General features: G+C 66.9%; 11 protein-coding genes and 1 other RNA gene. 5 read left to right on the forward strand and 7 right to left on the reverse strand.

What is annotated here, in order from left to right; genetic code table 11:
- The first annotated feature begins 14 nt into the window (after window positions 1-14).
- Both QPR87_RS02725 and QPR87_RS02730 read left to right on the forward strand, forming a co-directional pair.
- Window positions 15-740 carry a molecular chaperone DjiA gene (locus QPR87_RS02725; RefSeq protein WP_011748095.1) on the forward strand — a complete coding sequence of 242 codons (726 nt, stop codon included), beginning with the start codon at window positions 15-17 and terminating at the stop codon, window positions 738-740.
- A 56-nt stretch (window positions 741-796) separates the two neighbouring features.
- On the forward strand, window positions 797-1,282 hold the full coding sequence (locus QPR87_RS02730; protein ID WP_285048207.1) for a hypothetical protein: 486 nt from the start codon (window positions 797-799) through the stop codon (window positions 1,280-1,282).
- On the opposite strand, the gene QPR87_RS02735 is transcribed toward QPR87_RS02730, so the two are convergent.
- The 6 genes from QPR87_RS02735 to QPR87_RS02760 all read right to left on the reverse strand — a co-directional run bounded on the left by QPR87_RS02735 (window position 1,279) and on the right by QPR87_RS02760 (window position 8,977).
- Window positions 1,279-2,496, reverse strand: a complete 1,218-nt coding sequence (locus QPR87_RS02735; protein WP_285048208.1) for a glycosyltransferase — start codon at window positions 2,494-2,496, stop codon at window positions 1,279-1,281. The genes QPR87_RS02730 and QPR87_RS02735 overlap by 4 nt on opposite strands.
- Window positions 2,496-4,109 carry an ABC transporter ATP-binding protein gene (locus QPR87_RS02740; protein WP_285048209.1) on the reverse strand — a complete coding sequence of 538 codons (1,614 nt, stop codon included), beginning with the start codon at window positions 4,107-4,109 and terminating at the stop codon, window positions 2,496-2,498. The genes QPR87_RS02735 and QPR87_RS02740 overlap by 1 nt, the downstream gene beginning before the upstream one ends.
- On the reverse strand, window positions 4,106-5,212 hold the full coding sequence (locus tag QPR87_RS02745; protein ID WP_011748099.1) for an ABC transporter permease: 1,107 nt from the start codon (window positions 5,210-5,212) through the stop codon (window positions 4,106-4,108). The genes QPR87_RS02740 and QPR87_RS02745 overlap by 4 nt, the downstream gene beginning before the upstream one ends.
- On the reverse strand, window positions 5,212-6,351 hold the full coding sequence (locus QPR87_RS02750) for a microcin C ABC transporter permease YejB (RefSeq protein ID WP_011748100.1): 1,140 nt from the start codon (window positions 6,349-6,351) through the stop codon (window positions 5,212-5,214). Before QPR87_RS02750 ends, QPR87_RS02745 begins: the two co-directional genes overlap by 1 nt.
- 43 nt (window positions 6,352-6,394) lie before the next feature.
- The gene (locus QPR87_RS02755; RefSeq protein WP_285048211.1) at window positions 6,395-8,263 is read right to left on the reverse strand and encodes an extracellular solute-binding protein; all 1,869 of its coding nucleotides are present in this window, start codon (window positions 8,261-8,263) and stop codon (window positions 6,395-6,397) included.
- Window positions 8,264-8,446: 183 nt separating this feature from the next.
- The gene (locus QPR87_RS02760) at window positions 8,447-8,977 is read right to left on the reverse strand and encodes a c-type cytochrome (RefSeq protein ID WP_011748102.1); all 531 of its coding nucleotides are present in this window, start codon (window positions 8,975-8,977) and stop codon (window positions 8,447-8,449) included.
- A gap of 163 nt (window positions 8,978-9,140) precedes the next feature.
- On the opposite strand from QPR87_RS02760, the gene QPR87_RS02765 reads away from it, so the two are divergent.
- Window positions 9,141-10,028: a prephenate dehydratase gene (locus tag QPR87_RS02765; protein WP_285048212.1), complete on the forward strand. Its 888-nt coding sequence runs from the start codon at window positions 9,141-9,143 to the stop codon at window positions 10,026-10,028.
- Window positions 10,029-10,067: 39 nt separating this feature from the next.
- Here QPR87_RS02765 and QPR87_RS02770 read toward each other — a convergent pair whose 3' ends face one another.
- Window positions 10,068-10,529, reverse strand: a complete 462-nt coding sequence (locus tag QPR87_RS02770) for a hypothetical protein (protein WP_011748104.1) — start codon at window positions 10,527-10,529, stop codon at window positions 10,068-10,070.
- 117 nt (window positions 10,530-10,646) lie between these two features.
- Here QPR87_RS02770 and QPR87_RS02775 point away from each other — a divergent pair, with 117 nt between their 5' ends.
- Window positions 10,647-12,545 carry a bifunctional 2',3'-cyclic-nucleotide 2'-phosphodiesterase/3'-nucleotidase gene (locus QPR87_RS02775; RefSeq protein WP_502921590.1) on the forward strand — a complete coding sequence of 633 codons (1,899 nt, stop codon included), beginning with the start codon at window positions 10,647-10,649 and terminating at the stop codon, window positions 12,543-12,545.
- A gap of 48 nt (window positions 12,546-12,593) precedes the next feature.
- An RNA gene (gene ffs / locus QPR87_RS02780) (signal recognition particle sRNA small type) lies at window positions 12,594-12,690 on the forward strand.
- The last annotated feature ends 3 nt before the right edge of the window (window positions 12,691-12,693 follow it).

Genomic DNA, 12,693 nt, shown 5'->3' on the forward strand with positions numbered 1-12,693 from the left:
CTAGGCTGCACGCCATGGACGCCGCGATCAAGGACCAGAAACAGCCCTGCCCCGAATTGCCGAAGCCGCGCAGCTTCTGGCAGCGCATCGCCGACCGGCTGGCGGCGATCGTCGGCGCACGCCGATCCGCCACCCCGCCCGAGAAATCGGTCGCCTTCACCATCGCCGTGATCGCGCTGGGGGCCAAGCTCGCCAAGGCCGACGGCACGGTGGCACGCTCGGAGGTCGCGGCCTTTCGCCGCGTCTTCATCATCCCGCGATCCGAGGAAAAGAACGCCGCCCGCGTCTTCGACCTGGCGCGGCAGGACGTGGCCGGCTTCGACGCCTGGGCCCGGCGCATCGCGGCCATGTTCCCGCAGGGCGACCCGGTGCTGGCCGATGTGGTCGAGGGGCTGTTCATCATCGCCGTCGCCGATACCGACCTGCACGAGGCCGAGATCGTCTTCATCGACGAGGTGGCGCGCATCTTCGGCCTGCCGCCCGAGCAGGTGGCAGCGATCCGTGCCCGCCACGACCGCCGACAGGGCTGCCCCTCGTGCGAGGTGCTGGGCGTGACGCCCGAGACCCCCTTGCCCGAGGCGCGGCGGCGTTGGCGCGACCTGGTGCGCGAGAACCACCCCGACCGCGCCATCGCCCGCGGGCTGCCGCCCGAGGCGATCCGCCTGGCCGAAGCCCGCACCCGCGCGCTGAACGAAGCCTGGGAGAATTTCCGCAACATGCACCGGATGCGCCCGGCCTGAGGGAACCCGCCCGGTCCGGCATCCGTTTCCCCTGCGAACAGCCGAAGGACCGGCCCATGCGCAACCTCCTTGTCCCCGCGATCCTCTGCGCGCTCATGGCCCCAGCCGCCGTGGCGCAGGATTACGAGCCGCCGCTGGCAGACGAACCGCCCTCCGAGGACATGCCCGCGCCGGAATCCGACATGCTGGAACGGGGCCTTGAAAACTTCATGCGCAACCTGCTGGACCGGGCCGAGCCGCATCTGGACCGGCTGGGCCGCGATCTGGGCGATACGCTGGGCGCGGTCGCGCCGGTCTTCGAGGATATCGGCAAGCTGATGGACGATGTGCGCAACTATCAGGCGCCCGAGCGGCTGGAGAATGGCGACATCCTGATCCGCCGCCGTGCCGATGCGCCGCCGCCCCCGCCGGTCGGCGATGCGCTGCGCGACATGCTGCGCCCCGCGCCCGGGGACGATCCGCGCCTGGACCCGCTGCCCGACACCCCCGACGCGCCGCTGCCGCTGCCCGAGCGCGATCCGGAAAACGAGATCGAGCTTTAGGACGCGAAGCTTTCCACCCAGTCGATCAACTGCGGCAGGCTGTGGCGGTGCAGGTCATAACCTTGCAGGATGGTTTCGCGCGCCGCCGCTTGCAGCCGCGCGGCATCGGGGTCGCCGGCAAGCCCGCGGATCAGCGCCACCTCCAGCGCCAACTGGTCGAAGAACGGAACCAGCCGCCCATTCTTGCCGTCGCGGACCAGTTCGCGCACCGGCTCGGTATCCGAGCCGACGACATAACAGCCCGCCGCCATCGCCTCGGTCAGCGACCAACTCAGCACAAAGGGATAGGTCAGGTAGCAATGCACCCGGCTGACCTGCAACAGCGCCAGATATTGCGGATAGGGCACGCGGCCCATGAAATGGACACGCGACAGGTCCAGTTGGCCGTCGAGTTCGGCCAGCAGCTTTTCCTTCCAGCCGGCCGCATCCTTGGGCAGGCCGCCATAGCTGACGCCTTCGCCGCCGACCAGCACCACCTGCGCATTCGGCCGCGCGCGCAGCACCTCGGGCAGCGCGCGCATGAAGCGGTGAAAGCCGCGATAGGGTTCGAGCGAGCGCGACACATAGGTCAGCACCTCGTCCCCCGCCCGCAACTTGCGCCCGTCCGGCAGCGGGAATTCCGCCAGCGGATTGGGGCAGACCTTTACCGTGTCGATGCCGTCATGGATCACCGTCAGCTTGCGGCGCAATTCGGGCGGAAAGGAATCCGCCTGATACCGCGTCGGCGCCAACCCGGCATCGGCCTGCACCAGCCCCTGGATCAGATGCGCCGAGCGCGCGACGGTGTTGACCCGCGCCTCGTCGCTGTCGGGGCTGATCTCGGGATCGAAGCCGACGTCGTGGCCGCGCGTGCGATACATCAGTTCGGCATAGACCAGCAGCTTTGCGTCCGGCCAGATCTCGCGCAGGAACAGCGTCTCGCCCCAGCCGCTATGGCCGAAGATCAGGTCGGGGGTATAGTCGTGACGATCGCGCAGCGCCCGGCAGCCGCGCGCGGCCAGCCAGCCGCGCTCGGCCATCTCGCTATAGGCCCGGCCCAGCATCGGCGACAGGTTCAGTTCGGGCGGCGTCTTGTAGCGCACCACGCGGACCGGCGAAGGGCGCGGGTTCTTTTCGTCCGTCAAGCCCACGACGTGATGGCCGCGCGCGGCCAGCGCCGGCGCCAGATGCAGGAACTGTGCCGGGAAATTCTGGTGAACAAACAGTATTTTCATTAACTTACCGAAAAATCTTCACTTATTACCGTAAGAAACGCCGCCTCGATCAGACGGCGAGTGTAGTCGCTTTGCGGATTGTCGAAGACCGCCTGGGTCGATCCCTGCTCGACCACCTCGCCCGCGCGCATGACCATGATCTGGTGCGACATGGCACGCACAACGCGCAGGTCGTGGCTGATGAACAGGAAGGTAAGCCCGTGCTTGCGTTGCAGCCGCCGCAAAAGCTCGACGATCTGCACCTGCACGGTCATGTCCAATGCGCTGGTCGGCTCGTCCAGCACCACCAGCCTGGGGTTCAGGATCATGGCGCGGGCGATGGCGATGCGCTGGCGCTGGCCGCCGCTGAATTCATGCGGATAGCGGTGCATGGTGGCGGGGTCCAGCCCGACCTCTCGCATGATTTCGTCCACCATCCCGCGCCGGTCGCGGCCCGGCTCGATGCCATGCACGCCCAGGCCCTCGGAGATGATCTGCTCGACCGTCATGCGCGGCGACAGGCTGCCAAAGGGATCCTGGAACACGATCTGCATGTCGCGGCGCAAGCCGCGCAGCGCCCGACCCGGCAGTTTCGAGATGTCGCGGCCCATGTAGAGGATCGGCCCCTCGCTTTCGATCAGCCGCATGATCGCCAGCGCCAGCGTGGTCTTGCCCGAGCCGGATTCACCGACAATGCCCAGGGTCTCGCCGGCGCGGACCGAGATCGTGGCGCCGTTCACCGCCTTCACATGGCCGACGGTGCGGCGCAGGAAGCCGCGCTGGATCGGGAACCAGACCCGCAGATCCTGCGTCGCCACGACCTGCGGCGCATCGGCGGGAATGGGGTCGGCGCGGCCCTGAGGCTCGGCGGCCAGCAGCATGCGGGTATATTCGTGCTGCGGATGGGCAAAGATCTGCTCGACCGGGCCCTGCTCGACGATCTCGCCGCCCTTCATCACGCAGACCCGGTCGGCGATGCGCCGCACCAGGCCCAGATCGTGGCTGATGAACAGCATCGACAGCCCCTCGGCGGCCTTGAGCTCTGCCAAGAGTTCCATGATCTGCGCCTGGATGGTCACGTCCAGCGCCGTCGTCGGCTCATCCGCCACCAGCAGTTCCGGCCCGTTCGCCAGCGCCATGGCGATCATCACCCGCTGGCGCTGGCCGCCGGACAGCTGGTGCGGGTAATCGGCAAGCCGCGTTTCCGGGTCGCGGATGCCGACGCGGGTCAGCAGCTCGATGATGCGCGCCCGCGCCGCCGCGCCGCGCAGCCCCTGATGCAGCGCCAGGCTTTCGGCAAGCTGCCGCTCCAGCGTGTGCAGCGGGTTCAGCGAGGTCATCGGCTCTTGAAAGATGAAGCTGATGTCGTTGCCGCGCACCCGACGCAGTTCCGGCTCGGCCGCGCCCAGCAATTCGCGCCCGGCATAGCGGACCGAGCCCGAGACCTCTGCCGCCTCGCCCAGCAGCCGCACCGTCGAAAGCGCCGTGACCGATTTGCCCGAGCCGGATTCGCCGACCAGCGCCACCGTCTCGCCCTTGCCGACGGTAAAGCTGACGCCCTTGACGGCGGGCGCAAGCTGCCCGTCCTGCCGGAACCCCACCCGCAGGTCGCTGACTTCCAGAACCGGCGTCATCGAAAGGTCTTTCTTGGGTCGAAGGCGTCGCGCACGCCCTCGAAGATGAACACCAGCAGCGACAGCATGATGGCAAAGCTGAAGAAGGCGGTGAAGCCCAGCCAGGGTGCCTGCAGGTTCTGCTTGGCCTGCAAGGCCAGTTCGCCCAGCGAGGGGGCCGAACTGGGCAGGCCGTAGCCCAGATAATCCAGCGCCGCCAGCGACGAGATGGTGCCGGTGACGACGAACGGCAGCATGGTCAGCGTCGCCACCATGGCGTTGGGCAGGATATGGCGGAACATGATGACGCGGTCACTGACCCCAAGCGCGCGCGCCGCCCGGACATATTCGAAGTTGCGCGCCCGCAGGAACTCGGCCCGCACCACGCCGACCAGCGCCGGCCAGCCGAACAGGATCGAGACGAAAACCAGCAGCCAGAAGCTTCGCCCCAGGATCGCGAACAAGATGATAATCACGTAAAGCGATGGGGTTGAGCCCCATATCTCAAGCAATCTCTGGAACACCAGGTCGGTGCGGCCGCCGAAATAGCCCTGCACCGCCCCCGCCGCGATGCCCAGAAGCGAGGCGACCACGGTCACGATCAGCGTGAACATGATCGACAGGCGGAAGCCATAGATCACCCGCGCCAGCACGTCCCGCGCCGTGTCGTCGGTGCCCAGCCAATGCGCCGCATCGGGTGCGCTGGGGGCGGTGCCGACATTGTTGATGGTGCGATAGTGATAGGGGATCGGCGGCCACAGCATCCAGCCCCGCTCGACCGCCTCGCCCGCGACCTGGCCGGTTTCGCGCGCCTCGCGCTCGGTGGCCTCGGGGTCGTCCCAGCATTCCTCACGCCCGCCGGTGCGGATCAGGCATTGCACGCCGGGATCGGTATAGATCGCCTCGGTGCCGAAATCGCCGCCGAAGGCCGTCTCGGGATAGAAGCGATAGACCGGGAAATGCAGTTCGCCCTTGTAGCTGACCAGGACCGGCTTGTCGTTGGCGATCAGTTCCGCGAACAGCGAGGCCACGAACAGCACGGTAAAGACGACCAGCGACCAGAAGGCACGCTTGTTGCGGCGGAAATTCCGCAGCCGGCGGCGGTTCAGCTCGGTCATCGCCATCAGCCGGCCCTCCGCTCGAAATCGATGCGCGGATCGACCAGCACATACATCAGGTCCGACAGGATCCCGACCACCAGGCCCATGAGGCCAAAGACGTAAAGCGTGCCGAAGATCACCGGATAGTCGCGCTGCACGGCGGCCTCGAAGCCCAGCCGGCCCAGCCCGTCCAGCGAGAAGATCGTCTCGATCAGGATCGACGAGCCGAAGAACACGCCCAGGAACATGGACGGAAACCCGGCGATCACGATCAGCATCGCATTGCGGAAGACATGGCCGTAAAGCACCCGCCCCTCGGTCAGGCCCTTGGCGCGGGCGGTCATGACATATTGCTTGTTGATCTCGTCCAGGAAGCTGTTCTTGGTCAGCAGCGTCAGCGTGGCAAAGCTGGAAATGGTGGTGGCGGTCACCGGCAGGGCGATGTGCCACAGATAGTCCTTGACCTTACCCCAAAGGCTCAGGTCGGACCAGTTGTCCGAGGTGAGCCCGCGCAGCGGAAAGATCTGCCAATAGCTGCCGCCCGCGAACAGCACCATCAGCAGGACCGCGAACAGGAAGGCCGGGATGGCATAGCCCACGATGATCGCGCCCGAGGTCCAGGTGTCGAAGGAGGTGCCGTTCCTGACCGCCTTGCGGATGCCCAGCGGGATCGAGATCAGATAGGCGATCAGCGTGGACCACAGCCCCAGCGTGATCGAGACCGGCATCTTTTCCAGCACCAGGTCGATGACCGAGATCGAGCGGAAGAAGCTGATGCCGAAATCGAAGCGGACATAATTGCCCAGCATGATCAGGAAACGTTCGGCCGCGCCGATCTTTTCCTTGGCGCAGTCGGGGGATTTCAGGTCCGGCTCGCCCTGATGCGCGGGGGTGCAGACGATCTTGGCAAAGCCCATCTGCACTTCCAACTGGTCCAGCAATTCGGGCGGGATGCCGCGGGCGCCGGCATATTCGGTATTCTGGGGTGCGTCGCCGGCGCCGCCGGTGATGTTGCGCAGCGCGTCGCCCTCGCCCTGGACGCGGGCGATCACCTGCTCGATCGGGCCGCCGGGGACGAATTGCGTCAGCGTGAAGTTGACCAGCATGATGCCGATCAGCGTGGGTATGATCAGCAACAAGCGCCGCAGGATATAGGCTGCCATCCGTCCCCTTGCTCCGCCTTGATCCGCGCCGGCCCCGGGGGACCTAGCGCAGCGCGCCGGATTGTTTCAGCTTTTCCGCCTTATCCGCGTCATACCACCAGAAATCAAGCTCACCCAGCGCATAGGGCGGCAAGGTCTCGGGATGGGCGAAAATGTCGTAATATGCGACGGTATGCTCGGCCTTGTACCATTGCGGCACCCAGAAGCGCAGCGCGCGCAGGCTGCGGTCCAGCGCATGGATGATGGTGTCCATCTCTTCCTGCGTGGTCGCCTGGATGCCCTTTTCGATCAGCGCGTCGATGGCGGGATTGGCCAGGCCGGCCGGGTTGAAGACGTCGCCCACGTTCTCGGAGCCGAAGACCTGCTCGGTCCCGCCGCCGACATAGAATCCCAGCAGGAAATTGTCGGTGATCATGTCGAAATCGTGGCTGCGGGTGCGGGCGGTCATCTGGGCGTCGTCCACCCGCGCGTTCACCGCATCGATGCCAAGCGCGCGCAGGTTCTGCACGAAGGGGTTGATGATGCGGTCGAAGCTCTGGTTGTCGTTCAGGATTTCCAGCTTCAGCCGCTCGCCCTTCGCATTCACGCGCATCCCGTCGGAACCGGCCTTCCAGCCCGCCTCGTCCAGAAGCGCCGAGGCCTTGCGCAGGTTCCTGCGGTCGAGCTGCGACTTGCCCGAAACGGGCTGGACCACGGCATCCTCGGTCAGGACGCCCTCGGGCAGATCCTTGGCCAGCGGCTTCAGCAGTTCCAGCTCGGCCTCGGACGGCTTGCCCGTGGCGGCCAGGTCGCTGTTGTCCCAGAAGGAGTTGACCCGGGTGTTGAGCCCGTAGAACAGCGTCTCGTTCGACCATTCGAAGTTGAACACCAGCCCGATCGCCTCGCGGACGCGGATGTCCTGCCATTTCTCGCGCCGCAGGTTGAAAATCCAGGACTGGCCGGTCGCGAGATCGCCGTTGGGCAGCATTTCCCGCTTGACCGCACCGGATCTCAGAGCCGGGAAATCGTAGCGCGTCGCCCAGTGGATCGAGGAAACCTCGTTGCGGAAGGTATAGACCCCGGCCTTGAAGGCCTCGAAAGCGGCGTCGTAATCGGTGAAATACTCGAAGCGGATCTTGTCGAAATTGTGGCGCCCGATATTGATCGGCAAGTCCTTGCCCCAGTAGTCCGGGTTGCGGCGCACCGTCATCGAGCGGCCCATCTCGGCCGCATCGAAGACATAGGGCCCCGAGCCGAGGAAGGGGATATTGCTCGACCGCTCGATGTCGCGGTCGTTCTTGCGGAAATCCTCGCGCGAGAAGACGATCTGGCTGCCGGCCTGCTGGATCACGTCGCGGCGCGGATAATCCGGCTGGAATATGAACTTGATGGTGTGATCGTCGATCACCTCGGCCTTGGCGACCATCTTGGCGATGCCGGTGCGATAGGAAGACAGCCCCCTGTCGCGCAAGAGCTCGAAGGAAAACAGCACGTCATGCGCGGTCAGCGGCGATCCGTCCGAGAACTTCGCCTCGGGCCGCAGGTGGAAGATCACCCAGTCGCGGCTTTCGGGATATTCGATGGTCTCGCAAAGCAGGCAATAGGACGAACCACGCTCATCCGCCGGATCCTCCATCAGCCGTTCGAGCATGATGACCGAAAGCCGGCCGGCGCGGCCGCGATGGGTAAAGGGATTGTAGCTGTCGAAACCGCCCAGCCAGCTTTCCGAAATCTCGCCGCCCTTGGGCGCCTCCGGGTTCACATAGCGCAGATGCGGGAAATCGGCGGGCAGTTCGGGCTCGCCGAAGACCGAGATGCCGTGCGACACGATGGTCTTGGGCTCCTGCTTCTGCTGCTCCTGCGCCAGGGTCCAGCCGGGCAGCAACGCCACAAGGGCAACCATCGGGGCATGTCGCAGGAAACGCATCGTCATCGGGTCTTGTCGATCCTTGTTTGGGTCTTGCTCGGGCAGCAGCCTGCCTCGGGCGCCAAAGCTAGCAGCCCTCGGCCCCGGTTCAACATGCAATTGCGTGATCCGCCATGCCCGGCACGGCCGCCGCAAGCAAAAAGGGCGCCCCAAGGGACGCCCCACCCTTGCGCGGCATGGGCCGGCCGATTACTGCTGGCCTTCCAGATAGGCGATCAGGTTGGCGCGATCCTCGATCTTGGGCAGGCCGGCGAAGGCCATCTTGGTGCCCTTGACCACCGCTTTCGGGTTGGTCAGGAATTCCTGCAGCGCCTCGGGGGTCCAGTCGCCGCCATGCGCCTTCATCGGGTCGGAATAGTTGAAGCCATCGACGCCTGCGACCGTGCGGCCGACGACGCCGTTCAGATGCGGGCCGACGCCATCGTTGCCGTCCAGCTTGTGGCAGGCCTTGCACTTGCCGAACACCTTCTCGCCAGCGGCGGGATCGGCCGAGGCCAGGACGGTGGCAAAATCGGGGCCTTCGTCCACGGCCTCGCCCTCGGCGCCGCCGGCGCTCTCGACCGGGATGGTATATGCCTGGGCATGCTCTTCGCCCTCGGCGCCGTGGCCCGAGGTGCCGACGTGAAAGATACCCGATGCCGCCCAGCTCATCAGCAGAAGGAACAGAAGCGAGCCGATCAGCGCACCGGCTGCCTTGGTGACGGTCATGGTATCGAACATATCTGCGGATCCCCTGGGCTGTCCGTGGATTTGGCCGTATCTACCCGCTTTTGTTCCGCCGGTTCAAGGTGTAGTTGTCGCTCGCAAAGCACAAAACGGACGTAGAGGCCGCCCCGGCACAGGGCACGGCCCCAAGACGCCACCCCAAGCCAAGGTGTGATCCATGACCGACGCCTCGACCCAGAACGTGATCGCATTCCAGGGCGAACCCGGCGCCTACAGCCACCAGGCCTGCCGCTTCTATCGCCCGCAGATGGAGGCGCTGCCCTGCCGCACCTTCGAGGACACGATCGAGGCGGTGCGCAGCGGCCGTGCCGAACTGGCCATGCTGCCGGTCGAGAACTCGACCTACGGCCGGGTCGCGGACATCCATCACCTGCTGCCCGAAACCGGGCTGCACATCATCGACGAGGGATTCGTGCGGGTGCGCATCAGCCTGCTGGCGGTGCCGGGCACGAAGCTGTCGCAGATCAGCGAAGCCATGAGCCATCCGGTGCTTCTGGGCCAGTGCCGCGGCTTTTTGCGCCGCCACGCCATCCGCAGCGTGATCGGCGCCGACACCGCCGGCTCGGCGCTGGAGGTTGCGCGCCGGGGCGAGCCGGCGCTGGCCGCGCTGGCCGCGCCGCTGGCGGGCGAGATCTACGGGCTCGAGGAACTCGCCTCGGGGATCGAGGACCGCCAGAACAACACCACCCGCTTCCTGGTCATGGCGCGGCAGCCCGATTTCAGCCGCCGCGCCAATGCCGAGGGCGGCACGACCATGATGACCAGCTTCGTCTTTCGGGTGCGCAACATTCCGGCCGCGCTTTACAAGGCGCTTGGCGGCTTTGCCACCAACGGCGTCAACATGACCAAGCTGGAAAGCTACATGGTGGACGGCGTATTCACCGCCACGCAATTCTATGCCGACATCGAGGGCCACCCCGAAGACCCGCATGTCGCCCGCGCGCTGGAAGAGCTGGATTATTTCACCTCCAGCCTGAACATCCTGGGCGTCTATCCCGCCGACCCGCTGCGCGCGGCGCAGTCGCAAGCGGCCGCCGCCGAGTAAGCGCGGCCGGGCAGCGCCGCTGCGGGCCGGGCGGAAGGCTCAGGCGTGTTGGCCCGAGACGAGGGCGGCGATGAAATCCCCGACCCGCCGCGCGAACTTGCGGTCGAGCTGCGCCTTGCCCAGCTTGGCGGTCTGCACCATCAGCCGCGCCTTCATGCTGCGCGGATGCGCCTCGGTCTCGAAGATCAGCCGCGCCTTGGCCCGGGTCAGCGCCACCACCGTCAGGCGGATCGTCAGGTCGAACTGGTCGGAACCGCCCTTGATGACGACCACCTCGGGCGCATCCAGCTGCGCAACCTCGGCGGTCACTTCGCGATGGCGGCCGCGCCAGTCAAAGCCGATCAGCCACCGCATGCCGACCCCCGGCTCGGCCAGGTCGTCCAGCCGGCGCACCGTAGCGCCGCGACGCACCAGCAGCCGCTCGATGGCAGGAAAGTTGCTGGCGGCGCGGAACAATCCTTCCGCGGCAAGGTCGATATCCTGTCGGGTCGAGAATTTCATCGTTAATCCGGTCAATATGAAAAGGTCGCAGCTTGGCGGCTCATCCCATGTTGCGTTGCGGCATGCAAGTCCGCCCGCCCATCTGCGGTAGCGACCTTTGATCACGAAATACAATCCATGGTTGCGTTATGGACCAATTGTCTGCATTCGCATGGCATGAGCTGCACGTCCTCCGCCATCCATCCGCATTCCGCCGCCAATGCCGTCGAGCTTCGCATCATGGCGACGACGGACCTGCACATGCATGTGCTGGGCTATGACTATTTCGCGGACCGGCCCTCGGACCGGCTCGGGCTGTCGCGGGTGGCGGCGCTGATCGCCCGCGCGCGCCGGACGGCACGGAATTGCCTGCTGTTCGACAATGGCGACGGGCTGCAAGGCAGCCCGATGGGCGATTACCTGGCCGAATCGGACGGCATCGGCCCGAACCGGCCGCACCCGGCCATCGCGGCGATGAATGCGCTGCATTATGACGCGGCCACCCTTGGAAACCACGACTTCAGTTTTGGCCTGGGCTTTCTGCGCCGCGCCCTGGAGGCGGCCGCATTCCCGGTGGTTTCGACCAACCTGCGGCCATTGCGTCCCCTGCCGGTGCCGAGCCATGTCCTGCTGGAGCGGCAGTTCCACGATGCGCAAGGACGCCCGCAGCGGCTGCGCATCGGCGTGTTGGGTTTTCTGCCGCCCCAGACGGTCGCGTGGGAGCCGAGGCTGAAATCCGAGATCGCCGTCGAGGACATCCTGCCGGCAGCCCGCACCGGCATCAGGGCGCTGCGCGACCAGGGCGCGCATCTGGTCGTGGCGCTGGCGCATAGCGGCATCGGCGCGCTTGCCCCCGCCCCGATGATGGAAAACGCCGCGACCGCCCTGGCCGCCCTGCCCGGCATCGACGTGGTGATCGCCGGCCATACGCATCGGCTGTTCCCGTCGCCTGACCATCCGCAGGGCCCAGGGATCGACGCCCTGCGCGGCACGCTGGCCGGCAAGCCCGCGGTCATGCCGGGCTTCTGGGGCTCGCATCTGGGGCTGGTCGACTTGCGGCTGCTGCCCACGGACGACGGCTGGCGCATCGCCGGCTTTGCCTGCCGCGCCGAGCCGGTCGGGACCGAAGACGACGACCCCGCCGTCACCGGCCCGGCACTGGCCGTCCACCGCCGCACCCTGCGGCATTTCCGCCGCCGCATCGGCCGGACCGAGCGGCCGCTGAACAGCTATTTCTCGCTGATCGGCCAGGATTCCGGGCTGCGGCTGGTGACCATGGCGCAGTGCTGGCATGTGCGGCACGCCCTGCGCGGCACGCGCTGGCAGGACCTGCCGATCCTTTCGGCGGCCGCGCCCTTTCGCGCCGGAGGGCGCGGCGGGCCGCAGCATTATACCGATGTGCCGGCGGGGCGACTGACGCTGCGCAACATCGCCGATCTCTACCTGTTCCCGAACCGGATCTGCGCCATCCGCCTGACCGGGGCCGAGCTGCGCGAATGGCTGGAACGCTCAGCCGGCCTGTTTCTGCGCATCGAGCCGGGCCGGCCCGACCAGCCGCTGATCGACCCGGAGTTTCCCAGCTACAATTTCGACGTCATCGACGGGCTCGGCTGGCAGATCGACCTCAGCCGCCCGCCGCGCTACGCCCCGGACGGCCGGCTGGCCCATGGCGATTCGCACCGCATCGGCGCGCTGACCCATCGCGGCCGCCCGGTGGTGCCGGACCAGCCCTTTATCCTGGTGACGAACAGCTACCGGCTGTCCGATTGCGGCCTGTTCGCCCCGGTGGCGGCGGGCCGGCCGGTGCTGCTGGACGGCGCCCTGCGCACCCGCGAGGTGCTGCGCCGCTATGTGGCGCGCCGCCGCGTGCTGGCCCCCGACCCGCAGATGGGCTGGAGCTTTCGCCCCTTGCCCGGCGCCTCGGTCCTGTTCGAGACCGGGCCGGCCGCCGCCCGGCATCTGGACGGGCTTTCCGCGCGGGCCGAGCCGGCCGGCATGGGCCCTGACGGCTTCCTGCGCCTGCGGCTGCATCTCTAGCGGGCCAAGCCGCTTGCATCCCGCCGCGCGCGCGCCTATCTAGGCGGCGAGAGGTTGGCGCGGGCAGGCGCCTCGCCAACCCGGTCAGGTCCGGAAGGAAGCAGCCGTAACGAGTCCCGCTTGGGTCGCTGTCCAGCCTCTCACCCTC

Origin of the sequence: Paracoccus sp. SSJ (assembly GCF_030234105.1) — a bacterium.
Lineage (GTDB): Bacteria > Pseudomonadota > Alphaproteobacteria > Rhodobacterales > Rhodobacteraceae > Paracoccus > Paracoccus denitrificans.

Bases quoted from the DNA above. Each gene is read 5' to 3' on its own strand.
- QPR87_RS02725 (WP_011748095.1), top strand. From the start codon at position 15: ATGGACGCCGCGATCAAGGACCAGAAACAGCCCTGCCCCGAATTGCCG.
- QPR87_RS02730 (WP_285048207.1), top strand. From the start codon at position 797: ATGCGCAACCTCCTTGTCCCCGCGATCCTCTGCGCGCTCATGGCCCCA.
- QPR87_RS02735 (WP_285048208.1), bottom strand. From the start codon at position 2,496: ATGAAAATACTGTTTGTTCACCAGAATTTCCCGGCACAGTTCCTGCAT.
- QPR87_RS02740 (WP_285048209.1), bottom strand. From the start codon at position 4,109: ATGACGCCGGTTCTGGAAGTCAGCGACCTGCGGGTGGGGTTCCGGCAG.
- QPR87_RS02745 (WP_011748099.1), bottom strand. From the start codon at position 5,212: ATGGCGATGACCGAGCTGAACCGCCGCCGGCTGCGGAATTTCCGCCGC.
- QPR87_RS02750 (WP_011748100.1), bottom strand. From the start codon at position 6,351: ATGGCAGCCTATATCCTGCGGCGCTTGTTGCTGATCATACCCACGCTG.
- QPR87_RS02755 (WP_285048211.1), bottom strand. From the start codon at position 8,263: ATGACGATGCGTTTCCTGCGACATGCCCCGATGGTTGCCCTTGTGGCG.
- QPR87_RS02760 (WP_011748102.1), bottom strand. From the start codon at position 8,977: ATGTTCGATACCATGACCGTCACCAAGGCAGCCGGTGCGCTGATCGGC.
- QPR87_RS02765 (WP_285048212.1), top strand. From the start codon at position 9,141: ATGACCGACGCCTCGACCCAGAACGTGATCGCATTCCAGGGCGAACCC.
- QPR87_RS02770 (WP_011748104.1), bottom strand. From the start codon at position 10,529: ATGAAATTCTCGACCCGACAGGATATCGACCTTGCCGCGGAAGGATTG.
- QPR87_RS02775 (WP_502921590.1), top strand. From the start codon at position 10,647: ATGGTTGCGTTATGGACCAATTGTCTGCATTCGCATGGCATGAGCTGC.